Annotated in this window: 9 protein-coding genes; 8 read left to right on the forward strand and 1 reads right to left on the reverse strand. The window is 53.0% G+C overall.

Translation table 11 applies throughout. The annotated features are described in order from the left end of the window. Window positions 1–27: 27 nt before the first annotated feature. The 8 genes from J7I43_RS21865 to J7I43_RS21900 all read left to right on the forward strand — a co-directional run bounded on the left by J7I43_RS21865 (window position 28) and on the right by J7I43_RS21900 (window position 11,784). The gene (locus J7I43_RS21865; protein ID WP_209148002.1) at window positions 28–660 is read left to right on the forward strand and encodes a deoxynucleoside kinase; all 633 of its coding nucleotides are present in this window, start codon (window positions 28–30) and stop codon (window positions 658–660) included. A 110-nt stretch (window positions 661–770) separates the two neighbouring features. Then, entirely contained in the window at window positions 771–1,484 is a 714-nt protein-coding gene (locus J7I43_RS21870; protein ID WP_209148003.1) for a hypothetical protein, read from the forward strand. Beyond that, window positions 1,469–3,547: a ComEA family DNA-binding protein gene (locus J7I43_RS21875; RefSeq protein WP_209148004.1), complete on the forward strand. Its 2,079-nt coding sequence runs from the start codon at window positions 1,469–1,471 to the stop codon at window positions 3,545–3,547. Before J7I43_RS21870 ends, J7I43_RS21875 begins: the two co-directional genes overlap by 16 nt. 677 nt (window positions 3,548–4,224) lie before the next feature. Next, window positions 4,225–7,392 (forward strand): SusC/RagA family TonB-linked outer membrane protein, encoded by a 3,168-nt coding sequence (locus J7I43_RS21880; RefSeq protein WP_209148005.1) that lies wholly within the window; start codon window positions 4,225–4,227, stop codon window positions 7,390–7,392. A gap of 19 nt (window positions 7,393–7,411) precedes the next feature. Continuing rightward, window positions 7,412–8,890, forward strand: coding sequence for a SusD/RagB family nutrient-binding outer membrane lipoprotein (locus tag J7I43_RS21885; protein ID WP_209148006.1), 1,479 nt, complete (start codon window positions 7,412–7,414; stop codon window positions 8,888–8,890). A 157-nt stretch (window positions 8,891–9,047) separates the two neighbouring features. Then, complete coding sequence (locus tag J7I43_RS21890; protein WP_174235425.1) at window positions 9,048–9,359, forward strand: DUF3467 domain-containing protein; 312 nt, start codon at window positions 9,048–9,050, stop codon at window positions 9,357–9,359. 6 nt (window positions 9,360–9,365) lie between these two features. Then, window positions 9,366–10,442 (forward strand): Ldh family oxidoreductase, encoded by a 1,077-nt coding sequence (locus J7I43_RS21895; protein ID WP_209148007.1) that lies wholly within the window; start codon window positions 9,366–9,368, stop codon window positions 10,440–10,442. Window positions 10,443–10,461: 19 nt separating this feature from the next. Beyond that, window positions 10,462–11,784, forward strand: coding sequence for an aspartate kinase (locus tag J7I43_RS21900; protein ID WP_209148008.1), 1,323 nt, complete (start codon window positions 10,462–10,464; stop codon window positions 11,782–11,784). A gap of 376 nt (window positions 11,785–12,160) precedes the next feature. Here the strand turns inward: J7I43_RS21900 and J7I43_RS21905 are convergent, their stop codons facing one another. Continuing rightward, entirely contained in the window at window positions 12,161–15,145 is a 2,985-nt protein-coding gene (locus J7I43_RS21905) for a DNA polymerase III subunit alpha (RefSeq protein WP_209148009.1), read from the reverse strand. Window positions 15,146–15,147: the final 2 nt, after the last annotated feature.

A 15,147-nucleotide genomic window follows, 5' to 3' on the forward strand; every position in this document is an offset into this window, starting at 1 on the left:
AACTTGTTGTATTCATATCCCCCATGCATGGCAAAAAATAAGATCAAGCACATAGCCATAGCCGGCAATATCGGCGCCGGAAAAACCACGCTTACTGAAATGCTCGCCAAACATTACCGTTGGGTGCCGCAGTTCGAAGACGTAGAACATAACCCGTACCTGAGCGATTTCTATGACGATATGCCGCGCTGGTCGTTTAACCTGCAGATCTATTTCCTGCACAGCCGCCTCAAACAGCTGGTGGATATCCAGAACGGGAAAGACACGGTGATACAGGACCGCACCATTTACGAAGACGCGCATATTTTCGCGCCGAACCTGTATGAAATGGGGCTGATGACGAAGCGCGATTTCGATAATTATTTTAATTTCTTCGAAACGCTGAAAAGCATGGTGAAGCCGCCAGACCTGCTGATCTACCTGCAGGCGTCCGTACCCACGCTGGTGGCGCAGATCCAGAAGCGGGGAAGGGAATACGAGGAAAATATCCGGCTGGACTACCTGAAACGGCTCAACGAATTTTATAACGCCTGGATCGAAAAATATAAAGACGGCCCTTTGCTGATCATCGACGTGGACAAAAATAAATTCCCGGACAGGGAAGAAGATCTCGGGGAAATTATCTCCCGTGTAGATTCAGAACTGTACGGCTTATTCTAGGATTTTAAACGAATTGTATCTCCGGGAATCTCTGGTTTCCGGAGATATTTTTTTTGTCGCTGTTTCTCCCGCCCCCTACATTTGCCCTATTGTTTGTTTAACCAGTTTTTATGATAGTCATTGTTTGTCAGCTCTGCCTGCAATTGTTATTGATGCAGGTTCCCCGCATCCCGGCGAACGGGAGTTTTTCGGAAGTATTCAATGTTTTTCAGAACCCGGCGCGGCTGGCGTCGGTAAAACATGTTGCGGCAGGCGTGTATGCCGAACGGCGTTTTATGCTGCGGGAGATCGGCGTGCATGCGCTGGCGTTGGGCATGCCGGTGGCCGGCGGCGTGGCGGGTTTGAAATTATGGCAGATGGGGTACCGGTTATACCGCGAGCACCTCGCGGGGCTGAGTTATGCGCTGCCGTTGGAGAAACGGCTGAAAGTCGCAGTGGGATTGAATTACAGGGATGGCGGTTTGGGCGGCGAAGCGGGTGTGGACTGGCAGCTTACGCCGCAGTTTAACATGGGGCTGCATCTGTATCACCCGGGGGCGAACGATGCGGCGGGCATGGTGACGCTGGGTTACCAGGCGTCTGACCAGGTGCGGATGGAAGCGGCCTTGCGGAAGGAAGTGCTGATGCCATTGTCGGTGCGCGTAACATGTGCGTACCGGCCCGTGAAATACCTGGTGCTGCTGGGCGGCTGGGCGACGCAGCCTGTGTTCCAGTTCGCGGGCGTGGGGTATGGCGGCAGGAACTGGCGGATCGGCATGACGGGAAGTTTTCATTCCACACTGGGCATTACGCCCGGCATTTCGTTGGTATGGGAAAAAGAATGATGTTCGTTGTCGCGCTGTTTTTTTGTACCGTAAAGGCGTTGGCGCAGGAAGAGGAACTTCCGATGGAAATGCGGCAGGAGCAGGGGGCGGGAAGGGAAATGGAAAGAACGGGCGAAGAGCAGATGCCCGCGCAGGAAAATGACGAGCAGTACCAGGAACTGGCGGGTTATGCGCGCAGGAAACTCAACCTGAATACGGCGGACGCCGCGGCGCTGCATGGGCTGGGATTGATGGACGCATTGCAGGTGAACGCGCTGCTGCAATACCGCGAAACGCTGGGCGCGCTGGTGTCGATCTACGAATTGCAGGCGGTGCCGGGCTTTGAATTGCCGCTGATCCGTTTATTGTTGCCGTATGTGCAGGCGGGCAGCGGGCTGGAGCCGTATTATACGCTGAAGGATTATGTCCGTCGCGGGAAACACCAGCTGGAACTGCGTTACGGCCGTACGCTCGAAGCGGCGGAAGGTTACCGTCGCGGGAAGGACGAAGCGGTACGGTACCTTGGCAGCGCGGATAAAATATTATTGCGATACCGTTACCGGTTTGGGAAATATGCCAGTTGGGGATTGGTGATGGAAAAGGATGCGGGGGAAACCTGGATGCGGAAGGGAGCGCCATGGCTGGGCGATCACCTGGGATTCCATTTGTTTTTGCAGCGGATGGGAAAAGTGAAGGCGCTGGCGTTGGGAGATTTTACGGTAAACATAGGGCAGGGACTGATCCAGTGGCAGGGATTTTCATTCGGAAAAAGCGCCGCGGTGATGCAGGTAAAGCGGGAGAGCGAGGTGTTGCGGCCGTATGCCGCTGCGGGGGAATTTTATTTTTATCGCGGTGCGGGCGTTACCGTTGAAAAAAGAAATATCGGGGTGACGGGCTTTATGTCCATACGCCGCCTCGACGGGCGGTTGCATCTTCGGGAAGACACGCCAGGCGCGGAAATACCTGGAGATATGGGCGGGGAGGTGTATGAAGAAGGCACACTTTCAAGTGCGGGGTATCACAGAACCCCATCGGAGATGACATTGCGGGCGAATATGCTGCAATACACGGCAGGCGCCGTAGCGAAATGGAAAGCCAGGCGCGGGCATCTCGCGTTTAATGCGATCGCGCAGCAATATGCGCATCCTTTAAAGAAGGGGGAGGAACTGTACCGGTTATACGCTTTGGAAGGAAAGCGGGTGTTGAATGCCAGTGCGGATCATTCCTTCAGCTGGCGGAATGTACATTGGTTTGGTGAAACCGCGGTAGACGGAAGCGGCCATCCTGCGCTGCTGCAGGGTTTCCTGGCGGCTTTGGGCACACGGGCGGATGTTGTGTTGCTGTACCGGTACGAGCACAAAGCATACCGCAGCATGTACGGTAATTCGTTCGGTGAGAGCAGTGCAGTGGGGAATGAAAACGGGATGTATGCGGGATTGCAGCTGAAGTGGGGCTCGAAGTGGCTGCTGGCGGCGTATGCCGACGTATTTCAAGCGCCCTGGCTGAAATACAGGGTGAGCGCGCCTTCCGGAGGAACGGACGCCCTGCTGTTCCTGCAATGGTTGCCGGATAAAAAGTCTTCGCTCAATATTACATACCGTTACGCCAGTTCGCCGGTAGATGTGAAAGTGCCGCCGCTGAAGCAACGCATCGTAATGAACGAGCAGAAACATCTTGTCAGTATGAGGGCCACGTTGCCGGTGAACGACCGTATAACCTGGCAGGGACGGATGCAGGCTGCATTCGGCAATGGCGCGGAAAGTTTTATGTTATACCAGCAGGTGCAGGCAAGACTGGGCAAATGGAGACTGGGCGGCGGTTATAGCTGGTTCGACACGGCGGAAACGGAAGGATTGTATCTCGCTTCGATGGGGTTCCCAGGGGATCAGTCGCTGGCGCGGTTTTCCGGGCGGGGGTATAACGGGCACGCGCAAGTGCAATACCGGGTATCTGAAGGGTTGTCGTTGTGGTGCCGCTGGCAGCAGGCGGTATATCCCGGCAGCGGGAGCATTGGCAGCGGGCTGGAAGAGATCGAGGGGGAGCGGAAAACGGGAGTGTTGTTGCAGGTTCAATTTAGTTGGTGAAGCGTTAGCGGCATTGGCGTGTCCGGGAGCGGGAGTGTTGGCAGCTTAAAGCATCTTATTCCGAGGGTGAAATTTTTTTTGTCTTTTTTTGAGCACATATATCGTTGTTTTTCAATGGTTTACAAACTTATCAAGCAGGCGTTTTAACAAAAGTTTAACCCGGTTTGATGCTGAAGTGAAATAAATTACTAACTTACGGCTATCATCCAAAATGATTATATAACATCCAAGATCGAGTAGTGAAACTTACCATCAATCCTAACAATGCTAAATTAGAGTAGTAGTAACTGAGTAGCTGAGAAAAAAGGTCAATTTCTAAATCGAACTAAAACTAATCTAAATCTAAATCGACGTTTGAACTGGTCAGCCATTTCATATCCATAGTATCATTTCAATCAACAAAATACAAACGGTAAAAGACTGCCATTCTTTACCTGCTCATCATTCCAATCCGGGAACCTGCATTTATATTTAAAAGATGAAAATTTTTTAGAGCGGGAAAACTATTGCATTAACAGGCCTTTTCTATAAAACCTGTGTAAGAAAAAACAAGTAAACCGTTAAAACAATATTCTAACACCAGCAAAATCAAAACTGCAACTATGACGTAAATCGAACAGATCATTTATCCGCCTATTTAATTAACAAGTTTCTCATCCAAAATCTGAATCTTTTTTATGAAACAAGCTTTACTGTTCATCACCATGATGATGGTGAGCGTCAGCCTGGCATTTGCCCAGCAGCGCCAGGTGACGGGCAAGGTAGTGGGAGACGACGGTGCTCCCATTGCCTTCGCCACCGTCCAGATCAAAGGCACTACATCCGGAACCACTGCCGACCAGGAAGGTAACTTCTCTATCTCCGTATCCGGTACCAACGTTATCCTCATCGTTCGCAGCGTTGGTTACCTCGCAAAAGAAATCCCGTTAGGAAGCCTTACTTCCGTTTCCGTGTCTCTCGCACAGGATGCAAAAAGCCTCGAAGAAGTAGTGGTGACCGCGCTCGGCATGAACCGCCAGAAAAAATCACTCGGGTACGCCGTACAGGAAATCAAATCCGATAAGATCACACAGACCAAACAAGCCGACCTCAATACCGCGATCGCCGGTAAAGTAGCTGGGGTGCAGCTTCGCGGCGGGTCCGGCGCCAAATTCGGTACCATGCAGATACGCCTCCGCGGGGTAAATAACCTCACCGGCGGCAACCCCATTTACGTGGTAGACGGTGTGATCACTCCTAATACCGCCATCAATCCGGACGATGTTGCTTCGCTCACCGTGCTGAAAGGCCCTGCCGCTACAGCACTTTACGGCCAGCGAGCATCCGAAGGCGCAGTGGTGATCACCACCAAAAAAACAAGCGGCAGCGGTATCGGTCTTACCGTAAACCACACCACCACTTTCGAGAACGTATATGTATTGCCCGATTATCAAAACGAATACGGCGGCGGCAGCTCGCAAAACTGGAGCACCTTTAACTATGTGGCCGGCACGCACGATCCCGCGCTCGCCAAACTGGACGGTGCCAAATATTACAACTACGCCGTGGACGAAAGCTGGGGCCCCCGTATGGACGGTACCATGCACGCTCCCTGGTACGCCTGGGACGAAACCGTGAGTGCTTCCGACTTCGGTGTTCAGAAACCATTTGTTGCGCAGCCGAATAACGTGCGCGACTTTTTTAATACCGGCATCGCCAACAATACCACCGTGGCTTTCGCAAAAAGCAACGACGTAATGAGCAACCGCATCTCCTTTACCAACCTCTCCCGCACGGGCGTTATCCCTAATTCCAAACAACAAAAGAACTGGCTCGCCTATTATGGCAGCCTGAACATGACGGAAAGGCTTACCCTCACCACGAATATCAACTATGTGTACGAACACCTGTTCAACGTTCCGCGTGAAGGTTACAGCACTCAAACGACCGGCTCTTTCAACCAATGGTTTCACCGTAACCTCGAAATAGACAAACTCAAACAATATTACAAAAGGGAAGATGGCAGTTTCCGCAGCTGGAATATCACCAGTCCTACCAACACAACTCCCAAATACTGGGACAACCCATACACCGAAGCCAACGAAAACATACGCCAGGACAACATCCAGACAGTATACGGCCAGGCAACGCTCGGTTATAATTTTATGAACGGGCTCAAAGCCAGCGTGATCGGCCGCGGTACTTTCCGCAACTATAACGGAGACAACCGCGTGGCTTCCTATACGCTGAACCCGCCGTCTTTCTCCACCTACGAAGACAAACTGACGGAAGTTTCATACCTCGGTAATCTAGAATATGAAAAAACGTTCGGCGATTTTTCTACGCGCGCAGGCGTATGGGGCGAGCTGAACACGCGCAGCCGTTACTACGTAACATCTGCTACTGCAGGCGGTTTCATTTTGCCCGACGTGTATAACGTGAGCAACTCCCTCAACGAAAAATCAACCTCTAACTACATCGAGAAAAGAAAGGTGAACTCAGTGTTCGGTTACGCCGGCGTGGGTTATAAAGACATGTTGTTCGTGGATGCAACGATCCGTAACGACATTTCGTCCACCCTTCCTTCTTTCAACAACTCATACGTGTACGGCAGCCTGAGTACCTCTTTCGTGTTCACCGAGGTGCTCAATACCCGCGACTGGCTGAGCTTTGGTAAAGTGCGTGCGTCCGTTGCCCGCCTGGGTACGGATACCGATCCCTATACCATCCAGGAAACGTTCGCCCTGGGCACCAACTTCCCCAAGGGCGGGGAATCATATTCCCGCATGAGCGTGCCGAACACAAGGCCCAACGACAGCCTCCGCCCCGCGCTTTCTACCAGCTACGAGATCGGTACAGAGCTGCAGTTTGCGAACAACCGCGCAAGACTTGACGTGAACTACTTCTACCGGAGAAATGTGGACCAGATCGTAGACGTGACGGTGCCCAGCTCTTCCGGTTATAGCGCACGCAAGATCAACGCCGGTGAAATGATCAACAAAGGCTGGGAATTTACCATCGGCGCCACCCCGCTGAAAATGAAAGATTTCAGCTGGGATATCGACGTGAACTTTGCATTCATGAAAAACACCGTAGTGTCTATCGCGCCGGATGTGGAAAATCTCCAGGTTGCGCTTGACGGTTCCTCGCTTTCGTTCGGTTTCGTGGGGTCGCCCCGCGTTTCGCTCAACGCCAAAAAAGGTTCTTCCTACGGCCTTATTATGGGTGGCGGCTTCCAGCGCGACGAAGCTACCGGTAAAATGCTGGTAGACGACGACGGGTATCCTTTGCTGAACAACAGCGTTGAGCTCGGGTATGTAACGCCGGACTGGACGGGCGGCGTGGCTTCCGGCGTTTATTACAAAAACTTCTCGCTCAACTTCTCCCTGGACTTCCAGAAAGGCGGCAAGTTCACCTCCATTTCCAAAATGTTTATGTCCGGCTCCGGCCTTGCCGCCGAAACAGTCGGTCTCAACGATAAAGGTAATCCCAAACGCGACCCTGTTGACGATGGCGGCGGTATAAAGCTGGACGCGATCACCGCCAGCACCGGCAAACCCAACGAAAAATACGCGGACACCAAAGACCTCTACGAATCTTACCTGTTCTCGCTTTGGGAAAACTGGACCTACGATGCCTCTTACGTAAAGCTGCGTGAGCTGGCCATCGGTTATTCGCTGCCCGCGAACATGCTGACCAATACGCCGTTCAAAGGCGTGAACGTAGCGGTGATCGGTCAGAATCTCTGGCTGATACACAGCGCCACCAAAGGCATTGATCCTTCCGAGCTGGAATCTTCCTGGCTTGAAGGCGGCCAGTTGCCTGGTACACGTTCCATCGGCTTTAATGTAAAAGTTACTTTCTAAACACAAAACCGTAGAAGATATGAAACTCATCAGGTTAAAACATATAACGGCTGCGGTGATGCTGGGAATAATGCTGGCAGGCACCGTATCCTGTAAAAAGGATTTCGGGGATCTCAACGAGAACCCTAACCAGGCTGCCCAGCCAGATACCAAATTCCTGTTCGGCAGCGCCGTGATCGGCATCGGCGGCATCAACAATGCGGCAGGCGGCGTTCTTTACGTACAGCATTTGTCCGAATTCATCTACAACAACGAATCCCGCTATTTCAACCGGGAATACAGCTATAATGCGATCTATTCAGGCCCGCTGATGGACCTTACGCGCATCATCGAAATGAATACCGACCCGGCGACCAAAGGCACCAAAGCCGTGCTGGACAATAGCCCGAACGATAACCAGATCGGGCACGCCCGCGTGCTGAAAGGTTTCCTCATGCTCACCATGACAGACCGCTGGGGCGACATTCCTTATTTCGATGCGCTCAAAGGCTCCGCCAACACCAAACCTACCTTCACCCCGCAAAAGGACATTTACCTGGACCTGCTGAAGGAATTTAAGGAAGCGTCTGCGCAGATCACTGAATCCATGCCCAACGATCCGCTGTTCGACGGAGACTTCGAAAAATGGCAACGCTGGTCCAATACCCTCCGCGCCATTGCGGCATTGCGTCTTTCCGGCACATCGGAAGCCGCAGCGGGCAAAACCGCATTTGCGGAAGCAGTGGCCGCCGGCCTGATGGAAACGAATGCGGATGATGCGGCATTCCCGTATCAGGCCATACAGGCTTTCGAGAGCCCCTGGTATACCAACTACCGCAGCCGCTACGATTACGGCATGAGTAAAACGCTGATCGACAAACTGAAGCTGATGGCCGATCCGCGTATTTCCATCTTCGCCCGTTCCCCGGCAAATGCCGCCGGTACGTACGAAGGCGTGCCTTACGGCGTCAATCACCAATATACCGCCGGCGATTACAGCCTGATCGGTACCAGGCCGGCTGCGCAGGACTTCCCCGCGTTGCTCACCACCTACGGACAAACCTGTTTCATGATGGCGGAAGCCGCGCTCATCGGCTGGATTCCCGGCGGCGACGCAACGATGATAGCATGGTACAACGATGGTATTGAGGCCTCCATGCAGAAATGGCACCAGCTTGCGAATAAAACCATTTCGGAGGTAGACATCGCTGCTTACCAGACTGGCCTGAACGTCATACTCACCCCCGTACAGACCGCTGCCGTGAAACTGGAGCGCATTCAGACGCAGAAATGGGTGAACTTCTTCCTGGGCAACGGTTACGAAGCCTGGGCGGAATGGCGAAGGACCGGTTATCCCGTGCTGGTGCCCGCCCCCGACGCGGTGAACGTTGGCGGTCAGATTCCCCGCAGACAGTGCTACATCGGCACCGAGCGCGACCTGAACAAAGCCAATTACGAAGCCGCGCTGGCCAAACAAGGGCCGGATGAGCTGTCTACCCCTGTTTGGTGGGATAAGTAATTATCTATGAACACCCCCGTGTTATAATTCCGGGCACAAAGCCTGCTGAAAAGCAGGTGGGAGGCCCGGAATTATAGGAAAACTGGCGATTATAAAAAAAGAGGTGCTTGAAATGGCACCTCTTTTTTTATTTTTGTATCTCGTTAAACCACATATAATGGAAAATCAAAATGAGCAACAGCAGCTGAATATAGAGCTGAGTGAAGAAATTGCAGACGGAACGTATGCTAATCTGGCCATTATCACGCATTCCCCTTCGGAGTTTGTGGTTGATTTTATTAATGTGATGCCCGGTTTGCCGAAAGCAAAGGTCAAATCCCGCATCATTCTCACTCCCCAGCATGCCAAACGCCTGATGAAGGCCCTGGTGGACAATGTGAAGAAATACGAATCCGCACACGGCACTATCCAGGACCAGGAGCCGGTTTCCATTCCCATGAACTTCGGAGGGCCTACCGCACAGGCATAACTATAAATGGAGCAAATTTTTCCTTACGAGCATCTCCACGCTTTTACACGGGATGTATTCCTGAAGATCGGCTGTACGCCTGAACATGCACAACTGGCCGCTACCGTATTGCTTTCCGCGGACCTTCGCGGCATCGATTCCCATGGGGTCGCCCGTTTGTCGGGTTATATCCGTTTGTGGGAAGCCGGCCGCATCAATCCGCTGCCCGATATCAGGATCGTTCACGAAACGCCCAGCACCGCCGTGGTAGACGGAGACGGTGGTCTGGGCCTGGTGGTGGCGCCTTTCGCCATGCAGGTGGCTATCGGTAAAGCCAAAGTGGCTGGTACAGGCTGGGTGAGCGTCCGTCATTCCAATCACTTCGGTATTGCGGGGTATCATGCCATGATGGCCCTTGAGCAGGACATGATCGGCATGGCTATGACCAACGCCAGCCCGCTGGTGGCGCCTACTTTCGCCACGGAACGCATGCTTGGCACCAATCCCATCGCGGTAGCCATCCCGGCGGCCACGCAACCCGCGTTTGTGGCGGATTTCGCTACCACCACCGCCGCCAACGGAAAGCTGGAAATATTGCAGCGCAAAGAACAGGAAGCCCCGCTGGGCTGGATCCAGGATAAGAACGGTGTGCCCAGCACGAACCCGAACGAGCTCAAAAGCGGCGGCGCTTTGCTGCCCCTGGGCGGGGATCGTGAGCATGGCAGTCATAAAGGTTATTGCCTGGGCGCTATAGTTGATATATTTTCGGCCGTGCTTTCAGGCGCCAATTACGGCCCCTGGGCGCCGCCTTTCGTGAGTTTCCTGCCGCTGCCGGCCGATCCCGTAGGGAAAGGGCTGGGACATTTTTTCGGCGCGATGAGGGTGGACGCATTCCGCCCCGCGGAAGAATTTAAAGCGCATATGGACACCTGGATCAATCGTTTCAGAAATGCGGCTACCGCTGAAGGGCATGAAAAAGTGCTGATCCCCGGCGATCCGGAAAGAGAAATGCAGGCAGAGCGCCTGGAAGCCGGTGTTCCGCTGTTAGGCCCTGTAGTAAAGGACCTTGGCGAAATAGCAATGAAATTTAAAATCGATTTTTAAGTAACATATACCGTAATAAATGAAAGTCTTAAAATTTGGCGGAACCTCCGTTGGCAAACCGGAACGTATGCATGCCGTAGCGAAGTTGATTACCGAAGACACGGATGCCAAGATCGTGGTACTGTCGGCCCTTTCCGGCACCACCAACGCCCTGGTCGAGATCGGCCAGTCTTGTTCCGAAGGGAAAAAAGCGCAGGCCAAACAGCAGATAGACAAGCTGGAAAGCCACTACCGCACATTTGTGCAGGAACTGGTGAAAACCGAGGCCGGCCGGAAGAATGCCGGGGCGATTGTAGACGAACATTTTGAATTTCTCAACATCATCCTGAAGATATCTTTCAACGAAGCGCTGAATAAAGACATCCTGGCGCAGGGCGAACTGCTCTCCACCAAACTGTTCTGCGCTTACCTCGAAGAGGCAGGTGTTAACGCAGTGCTGGTTTCAGCGCTGGACTTCATGAGCATCGACGAATTTGAGGAGCCCGAGATTCCCCGCATGAAAGTACGGCTGAGCGCGCTGATCGACCAGAACAAAGGGAAGACGCTTTTTATCACCCAGGGCTACATCTGCCGCAACGCACGCGGTGAGATCGACAACCTGAAACGCGGCGGGAGCGACTATTCCGCGTCTCTCATCGGCGCGGCCATACAGGCTTCCGAAGTGCAGATCTGGACGGATATCGACGGCATGCACAACAACGATCCGCGCGTCGTGAAAAAAACGTTCCCGATCGACCAGCTGAGTTTCGACGAAGCGGCGGAGCTGGCTTACTTCGGTGCGAAGATCCTGCACCCGGCGTCTATCTGGCCCGCGCAGCATTTTAACATCCCGGTGAAGCTGCTGAATACGATGCAGCCTGAAGCAAAAGGCACTATCATCACCGAAATGCCCAACGGCAACGGTGCGAAGGCAATTGCCGCGAAAGACGGCATCATCGCGATCAAGATCAAATCTAGCCGTATGCTGCTGGCTTACGGCTTCCTGCGTAAAATATTCGAGGTGTTCGAAAAATACCGCACCCCGATCGATATGATCACAACGTCTGAAGTGGCCGTGTCTCTCACGATCGACGACCAGCGCAACCTGGACCAGATCCTGAAAGAGCTGCAGCCGTTCGGTACCGTTGAGCTGGACCATCACCAGGCCATCGTTTCCATCGTAGGCAACGAAGTGGCGGCAACGCCTTCGATCCTGAAAAAATTGTTCGAATCACTAAATGAAGTGCCTCTGCGCATGATCTCTTACGGCGGCAGCAGGCATAACATTTCCATCCTGGTGGGCGGGCAGTTCAAGGAAAAAACGCTGCAACTCCTGAACAAAGGGTTGTTTAACCTGGATTAACAGGAATAAATTTTTGAAGCAAAAGGCTGAAGCATTTGCTTCAGCCTTTTTTGTAACCGTTCAGGCCGGGAGCAGGAGCATTCTCTCCGGTTTTAATACGGCGCCGGGGACATACAAACGATGGATGATATCTTCCGAAATTCAACTTGATGCATACGCAAATCGATCCTGATCCCACTGGTCTGTTACACTTTCAATTTCGAATCAGGAGAGAATGTGCATACAACAGCAATTCCAACTGCAACCATGCAGTGAATAAGCTGAATCTTATATTCTCAAGCCGGTGCTTCAAGGAAACAAGCGGCATAATTCCATCTCAAAAACATCAAGCCGGCGCAGGCCGGATCAGGAGCCCGCACCGACCTGATGTGAGCGCTTACCTCACGGCGGCCAGGCTCAGGGAACCCTTTATGGTACCGGTTTCCTTCACCTTGTCTTCAAAGAACCCGATCTTTCGCATCCGGAACACATCCAGGGAATATACCCCGAATTCTTCGATCACTTTTCCTTCCAGGATGTAAAAACCGCTTTTCATAAACGGATATTTACGAAGACTGTCAGGGAAATGAACGGTGTCCATCCAGTTGCCCTCTTTGTCGAGGAAGGTGCCGAAGCACATGGGCTCTTTTTTGGACGTGTACACATGTTTGAGGGTTACAAGATACCCGAGCGCCGTCACCGTTTCCCCGAGATGCTGTTCAAAACTGTCTCCCAAAATATAATGCTGCTGGTCGTGTTGCAGCACGTCAAAAGGAGAGCACAGCGGGAAACCGAGCAGTTCGATCTCGTCGAACGCGTCTTCGTGCCGGTGATAGGCGAGGTGAGGCAATTCCCAGTGCTTCGAAGGCTCGCGGAAAAGGCTGGGCTTCAGTTCTTCAGGAGGATCATTTTTCAGCAGCACAGAACTTTTCCAGAGCAGTTCTTTTTTGGTATGCCCGCTAAAGTTGAACGCGCCGGTACGGATCAATATTTCCAGCTGTTCAGGCTTGGGCGATGTTCGTTCCATGAAATTTTCGATGCTGGCAAACGGGCCATGGCCGGCCCTTTCCGCCAATACTTTTTCTATCCATGCCTGCTCCAGTTTTTCAACATGAATAAAACCCGTGTACACATTATTGCCGCTGATGGACGTGTAATATTGGCTGTTGTTGACGCAGGGCGGGGAAATATGCGCGCCGGTTTTCGCCAGTTCACGGAAATACAGCTCGCGGTTGTAGAACCCGCCAAAGTTATTGATCACGGCTACCATAAATTCCCGCGGGAAATATGTCTTCAGGTAAAGGCTCTGGTAACTCTCCACGGCAAAGCTCGCCGAATGCGCTTTCGAAAAGGAAAAGTTGGCGAAACTGGCGATCTGCCGCCATACTTCTTCGCTGACCGCCCGCGGCCTGCCGAGTTTTTCACTGTTCTCGAAGAACAACCGTTGTATTTTTTCGAAATCCTGCTGCCCGCGGTATTTTCCTGCCATGGCCCTTCTCAGGGTATCGGCGTCCGCCAGGTCGAGGTCGGCGTAGTGATGCGCGACTTTGATCACATCTTCCTGGTACACCATTACGCCGTAGGTTTCCCCCAGCAATTGTTTCATTACCGGGTGCAGGTATTCCACTTTCTCCGGCGCGTGAAAATTAAGCACGTATTGCCGCATCATGCCGGCCTGCGCCACGCCCGGCCGGATAATGGAACTGGCCGCCACCAGCGTGATGTAATCGTCGCAGCGCAATTTTTTGAGCAGCTGCCGCATGGCAGGCGATTCGATATAAAAACAACCGATCGTATTCACGGTGCGCAGCGCTTCGCGCACCTTTTCATCTTCCATAAAGGATTTTGCGTCGTGTATGTCTACATCGATCCCCTGGTTGGCCCTGATCAGGTCGATGCAATCACGGATATGCCCGAGGCCGCGCTGGCTGAGGATGTCGAACTTATGCAGGCCGATGGCTTCGGCCAGGTGCATGTCCAGCTGCGCCGTATGAAAACCTTTCGGCGGCAGATGCGTGGCGCAATATTGATGAATGGGCGCTTCGCTGATAAGAATGCCGCCCGCGTGAATGCTGAGGTGATTGGGAAAGCGGTCCAGCATGCGCCCGTAGCGGATAATGCGCTGGTGCACGCTGTCTTCCCCGAGCTTCACCTCGTAAGGGTTCTCCAATATCTTGTCCATTTCCTGTTTGGGCAAACCATACACCTTGCCCAATTCGCGCACGATGGCGTTCACCTGGAAAGTGGCTACGGTGCCCAGCAGGGCGGTATGTTCGGGCGTGTATTGCGAAAAAATATACCGTGTGATCTCATCCCGGTCCTTCCACGAAAAATCGATGTCGAAATCGGGCGGGGAACTGCGGTGCGGGTTCAGGAAACGTTCGAAATAGAGATCCAACGCAATGGGATCGACATTCGTGATCTGCAGGCAATACGCAACGATGGAATTGGCGCCGCTTCCCCGGCCCACGTGGAAAAAACCTCGGTGCCGCGCATAACGGACGATATCCCAGGTAATGAGAAAATACGCGTTGAAGTCGTGCAGGTCGATGATCGCGAGCTCTTTTTCGATCCGTGTTTTCGCCGCGTCGTTGTGTAGTCCGTAACGATGTTCCATACCTTCGTAGGCCAGCTCGCGCAGCTTTTGTTTATCGCCTTCGCGGCTGTGCGTGAAACGCCTTTTGTTCAGATGCTGCCCCGGCGTAAAAACGATCTCGCATTGCTCCATTACCCGCAGCGTGTTCTGCACGATATGCGGCAGTTCTTTGAACATTTCCAGCAGCTGGTGAGGGCTCACAAAACACTCGTCGGTACCGGCCACCTGTTCCGGCGGCAACTGGCTGATGAGCAGGTTGTTGTCTACCGCTCGCAATACGCGGTGCAGCCGTTGCGATTCTTCGTTCTGAAAGGTAAGCGGCTGCAGGATCACGAATTTTCCCGCATGTTTTCTCGTGTCCGTCCTGAACAGTTTGTTCATTTCCTTCGGCCGTATGCCGATCAGTTCGTGCGGCGCGAGGGCTTCATGTGGACGGGCGCCCCAGGCATAGATTACGAAGGTATGAGGGAGCCGGGGCGCCACGTCCGGGAAGGGGGTTTCTGTCTGTAAATGTTGTGAAAGGAACCGGTTGATGGACAACCAGCCTTCCATGTCCCTGGCCAGCAAAACGTACTTAAAACCGGCGCCGTTGCGGCATTCCAGCCCCAGTATCGGTTTAATGCCCTGCTGCTGGCATTCCTGCACGAACATCCACGCGTCGGTAGTTGCGTTGATATTCGTGAGCGCCAGCGAAGTGATGCCGAAATCCTTCGCCAGCTGCACCAGCTCGCCGGTACGGATCGTGCCGTACCGCAGGCTGAACCATGTTTTGCAGTTCAGGTACATGA

This window comes from Chitinophaga chungangae, assembly GCF_017742215.1.
GTDB lineage: Bacteria > Bacteroidota > Bacteroidia > Chitinophagales > Chitinophagaceae > Chitinophaga > Chitinophaga chungangae.

What these genes read in the sequence shown, in the direction of transcription:
- J7I43_RS21880 (WP_209148005.1), top strand. Translation starts at nt 4,225, where the DNA reads ATGAAACAAGCTTTACTGTTCATCACCATGATGATGGTGAGCGTCAGC.
- J7I43_RS21875 (WP_209148004.1), top strand. Translation starts at nt 1,469, where the DNA reads ATGGGAAAAAGAATGATGTTCGTTGTCGCGCTGTTTTTTTGTACCGTA.
- J7I43_RS21895 (WP_209148007.1), top strand. Translation starts at nt 9,366, where the DNA reads ATGGAGCAAATTTTTCCTTACGAGCATCTCCACGCTTTTACACGGGAT.
- J7I43_RS21885 (WP_209148006.1), top strand. Translation starts at nt 7,412, where the DNA reads ATGAAACTCATCAGGTTAAAACATATAACGGCTGCGGTGATGCTGGGA.
- J7I43_RS21865 (WP_209148002.1), top strand. Translation starts at nt 28, where the DNA reads ATGGCAAAAAATAAGATCAAGCACATAGCCATAGCCGGCAATATCGGC.
- J7I43_RS21900 (WP_209148008.1), top strand. Translation starts at nt 10,462, where the DNA reads ATGAAAGTCTTAAAATTTGGCGGAACCTCCGTTGGCAAACCGGAACGT.
- J7I43_RS21905 (WP_209148009.1), bottom strand. Translation starts at nt 15,145, where the DNA reads ATGTACCTGAACTGCAAAACATGGTTCAGCCTGCGGTACGGCACGATC.
- J7I43_RS21890 (WP_174235425.1), top strand. Translation starts at nt 9,048, where the DNA reads ATGGAAAATCAAAATGAGCAACAGCAGCTGAATATAGAGCTGAGTGAA.
- J7I43_RS21870 (WP_209148003.1), top strand. Translation starts at nt 771, where the DNA reads ATGATAGTCATTGTTTGTCAGCTCTGCCTGCAATTGTTATTGATGCAG.